The organism is Bradyrhizobium sp. P5_C11_2, from assembly GCF_054049755.1.
Map to the genome: position 1 here is coordinate 1 of NZ_JBFULT010000629.1, position 4089 is coordinate 4089.

The following is a 4089-nucleotide window of genomic DNA, read 5'->3' on the forward strand; positions in this document are numbered from 1 at the left end:
GCCATAGTGGCTCACGTCAGCCATCGTGAGCGCGCCAACTTCATCGGCAATACTCTTGAATGCCGCATAGTCCAGGTCGCGCGGATAGGAGCTGTAGCCGCACAACACCATCTTCGGACGCGCTTCACGCGCAATCGCGCGCAATTCGTTGAAGTCTATCGCGCCGCCGCTTGACGGGGCGGTCTTGTAGCGAATGAAGTTGAACAAGCGCCCCATGTGGGACACCGGCGCGCCGTGGGTGAGATGACCGCCGTGGGACAGGTCCATCGCGAGAATGGTGTCGCCGGGATTTAATAGGCCGAGATAGACGGCCTGGTTCATCGGTGATCCGGAAAGAGGCTGAACGTTGGCGTGCTCGGCACGAAAAAGCGAGCAGGCCCGCCGGCGCGCGAGGTTCTCAATTTCGTCCGTATACTGCTGGCCGCCGTAGTATCTGCGTCCCGGATATCCCTCGGAATATTTATTGGTGAAGACAGATCCGAGCAGTTCAAGCACCTCCGGGTAGGTGTAATTCTCGGACGGAATCAGTTCGACGCCGTCCTGTTGACGGCGCTCCTCCCCCACAAGGGCGGCGGCGATCTCTTGATCGTTGGCGGACAGCTCATTGCGAAATGACGGCATGCTCGGGCTCCTCAACACGCTGTTTTCCAGCAGTTTGGTTGCCCAGGCGATCGGCGTTGGAACCCTTCGCGCTTCACCGTGGTCGATTCCACGTTAGCTCGCCAGTCGCGCGATAGGACGAATGAGCACGGAGACTCTTCGTAAAGTAGAACTTAGCCAACCTGCGGACCTTCCGCAACTACCAGGTCGTGCGGCCCCTTGCGGATAAGCCTGAGAAAGAGCGCCCCGAATGGATGTCTAAACCAAAGCGAATGGTGCCGGCGGAAGCGAATTCTCAAGAAACTTCCGCAACGAGCCACCCCCTGGTCAGGTCTTCGCCAGTTCGAGAAAATGCCGGCCCGCGCGGTCCTCGGTCTCGACGATCCAGGCATCGGGATCGAAGCGAATTTCCTTGGTCAGGCGCTCCTCGACCGCAGGCTCCGGCATCGGTTGCAGCGCGGCCGGCACGAAGAAGCGATCGACCGGCCGGCCGTCGTCATAGACGGTCTGCGGCGCCGGCACATACAGCATCGCATTGCCGTCGAGGAGGGCGACTTTCACGAACACCGCACCTGCCTCCTCGGCGCCGCGACGGCGCACCGCGCCGAACACGCCCTCGGTCTGGCACCGGCGCAAGTAAGCCGCGACCCATATGTTTGATTTCAACCGCATGAATCGCACGATAGGCCAGTGCCGCAATCAGCACCAGCCTTCGAGCACCAGCCTTGGCGCAAGCCCAGCGATTATTCGACGGGATGGCCGATCGCGGCGCCGAGCTCGCGCAGCAGGCGATCGGACACCTGGCCGGTGACCTGCATCTTGTGCTCGCGCTCGAACTTCTGGATCGCGGACTGGGTCTCGCCGCTCATCGTGCCCGTGACCTTCAGCTGGCCATAGCCATATTCGGACAGCGCGCGCTGCACGCCGGCGATGCGCCGCGCGGCCGGGCTCTGCGGCACCGGAATCGGCGCCGGCGGACGCGCGACGGCAACGGAGGGCGACGTCGTGGCCTTGACCAAATTGGTCATGGGATCGCCCGCGCGCGACGTCGACGCGGTGGCCTCGACGGGCTTCTCGGGCGGCTTCTCGGCCGCTCTCTCGGCAGGCTTGGGCTCGACGCGGAACTCGGTCGCCTTCGGCTCGAGCGGCGACGTATCGGCACCGACGGGGCGCGCGCGCGGCAAGGGATTGGCCTGCGGAACGGACGACGGCATCGGAAGATTGATCACGGTGCCGAACATCGGCGCCGGATGCCGGCCGGTCTGGAGGAACAGCGCATTGGCGACGATGGCACCGATGGCGGCGACCGCGACCAGCCCGGCCAGCGTGTCCTTGGGACTGTAAAGCAGAACGCGCATCGCCAGATTGCGTTCGGTCTCGATGTCCACGACCGCGGCCTTGGCGCCACGGCGGCGCGGAGCAGCGTCGTTCTTTGCAGACTTTCTAGGCACTTTTCTTCACCAAAGCAGGTTGGTCCTGAGGTTGACCTTGAAGTTGATCCTGAGTGTCCTGGCGCAGCACCGGCGTCAGCGTCGCGATATTGCTCTCGGGCGCCTTTTTATCGAGCGTCTTGGCCTGCGGCGGCGTGTAGACGAGCGGCAGCTTGACGGTGACGGCGGTGCCCTCGCCGAGCCTGCTTTGTACCGTCAATTCACCGAGATGCAATGCCACCAGGCTCTTCACGATCGAAAGTCCGAGGCCGGTGCCTTCGTGACGACGCTGATAGGTCTTGCCGGCCTGGAAGAACGGCGCGCCGATGCGCTTGAGATCGTCGGGCGCGATGCCGACGCCGGTGTCGCTGACGTGCAGCGTGAGCTGCGATCCCGACGCCACGGCGGCAACGGAGACTTGACCGCCGCGCTCGGTGAACTTGATGGCGTTGGCGACGAGATTGAGCACGATCTGCTTGAAGGCGCGCGGATCGCCGGTCATCACCGGCAAATCCTGCGGCGCATCGGTGACCAGATCGATGCCGTTCTCCCGCGCCTTCAGCGCAAGCAGGTTGCAGCAGTGCAAGAGCGATGAGCGGGGCGCGAACGGCTCCGACGCAATCTCGAAATTGCCCGATTCCATCTTGGACATGTCGAGGATGCCGTTGACCACCGACAGCAGATGCTGGCCGGAATCGTTGATGAGCTGGGCGTATTCCTTGCGCTGGGCCGCGCCCAGCATCAGCGTCTGCTCCTGTGCGATCATCTCGGAGAAGCCGATGATGGCGTTGAGCGGCGTGCGCAGCTCGTGGCTCATGGTGGCGAGGAACCGGGTCTTGGCGGCGTCGGCCGCTTCCGCGGCGCTGCGCGCCTGATCCAGCGCCTGCTCCCCAAGCTTGCGATCGGTGACGTCGCGCATCACGGCGACGACGTCGACCTCGCGCGCGACAGGACGGTCAAGATCGTGACGGTCAAGATTCTGGCGGTCAAGATTGCGGTCAGGATTCTTGCGACCCGGATCCAGCTCGAGCGGCCGGCAGCGCATCTCGACCCAGATGAAGTCGACGTGAATATCGGCTTGGCCGCGCTCGAGGCCGGCCCTCTCCCRCCGCAGCCGGAACTCGACGCTGCGGACGTCGCCGCGCGCGGCATCCGAGAGCGCCGTGAGATAGGCCGGGCGATCGGCGACATGGACGCGGTCGAACAGGCCGTGGCCGAGCAGCCGCGCAACGGGCATGCCGAGCAAGGCCTCGACCGCGGGCGAGATGAATTGCACCGCGCCGTTGCGCTGATGCCGTGAAATGACGTCGCTCATGTTGCGCGCCAGCAGGCGGTAGCGGTCCTCCTCGCGCGACAGCAGCGCGACGCTGGTGCGCGCGAGCGATTCCGCGCCGAAGGCGAGACCCGCGGCGTAGAGCGTTGCCGAGGCGACGCCAAACGCCATCAGCACGCCGCGTTCCGCGGCGCTCGCATCTGCGGGCGGCAGCCAGCCGAACTGACTGACGAGAATCAGGATCCCCGCGCAGGACAGCGCCAGCAGCGAGGCGAAGGCCGCGACGCGGCGCGAGGCCGACAGCGCGGCTTCGAGGGGAACCACCACCAGCCAGATCGCGGCAAATGATTCGATGCCGCCGGTCGTGGCCGCGATCGACATGATCAGGCCGGCGAGCGCCAGCGACGACAGCACGTGAGCGCCTTCGTAGCGGCCGGTGCGCGACAGGAACCAGGACAGCAGAATTGGCGCGATCAGCCACGCGAAGGCGGCGACCTCGATCGCGCTCGGCGCGCCGCGCATGGCGAGATAGACGGGAAATGCAGCGAAGGCGGCCAGGCTGCCCAGCAGCCTCGGCGCCATGAAGGCACGATGGCGCGCCCGCGTCAGCGCATCGTAACGCGCGGAGGGATGCAGCAGCGCATCGAGACAATCGCGGATGATACTCAAAACTGTCACGGGTCTCGCGCTTCGGCTCAATCGTCGAGAAGACGCGCCGGAACGCCTCCTTATCGTTGAGCCACCGTGTCAGAGCGACCTTAAACGAGTGCTAAGGCGGCCCCGCCT

The 4089-nt window shown here is 65.0% G+C and carries 3 protein-coding genes, 1 pseudogene and 1 riboswitch; all 4 genes and pseudogenes read right to left on the minus strand.

Features of this window, described 5'->3' with window-relative positions; translation table 11 throughout:
- Window positions 1-621: pseudogene (gene glyA / locus ACXJL8_RS35625) on the minus strand (serine hydroxymethyltransferase); the annotation flags it as partial.
- A gap of 33 nt (window positions 622-654) precedes the next feature.
- A riboswitch (ZMP/ZTP riboswitch) is annotated at window positions 655-740 on the minus strand.
- 187 nt (window positions 741-927) lie between these two features.
- A complete protein-coding gene (locus ACXJL8_RS35630; RefSeq protein WP_456619097.1) occupies window positions 928-1272 on the minus strand; it encodes a DUF1491 family protein in 345 nt (114 codons plus the stop codon).
- A 71-nt stretch (window positions 1273-1343) separates the two neighbouring features.
- Window positions 1344-2051 (minus strand): peptidoglycan-binding protein, encoded by a 708-nt coding sequence (locus ACXJL8_RS35635; protein WP_456619098.1) that lies wholly within the window; start codon window positions 2049-2051, stop codon window positions 1344-1346.
- Window positions 2044-3981, minus strand: a complete 1938-nt coding sequence (locus ACXJL8_RS35640; protein ID WP_456686509.1) for a PAS domain-containing sensor histidine kinase — start codon at window positions 3979-3981, stop codon at window positions 2044-2046. The genes ACXJL8_RS35635 and ACXJL8_RS35640 overlap by 8 nt, the downstream gene beginning before the upstream one ends.
- Between the last annotated feature and the right edge of the window lie 108 nt (window positions 3982-4089).

Excerpts from the sequence above, each read along its gene's own strand:
- ACXJL8_RS35630 (WP_456619097.1), bottom strand. The coding sequence starts at position 1,272 with ATGCGGTTGAAATCAAACATATGGGTCGCGGCTTACTTGCGCCGGTGC.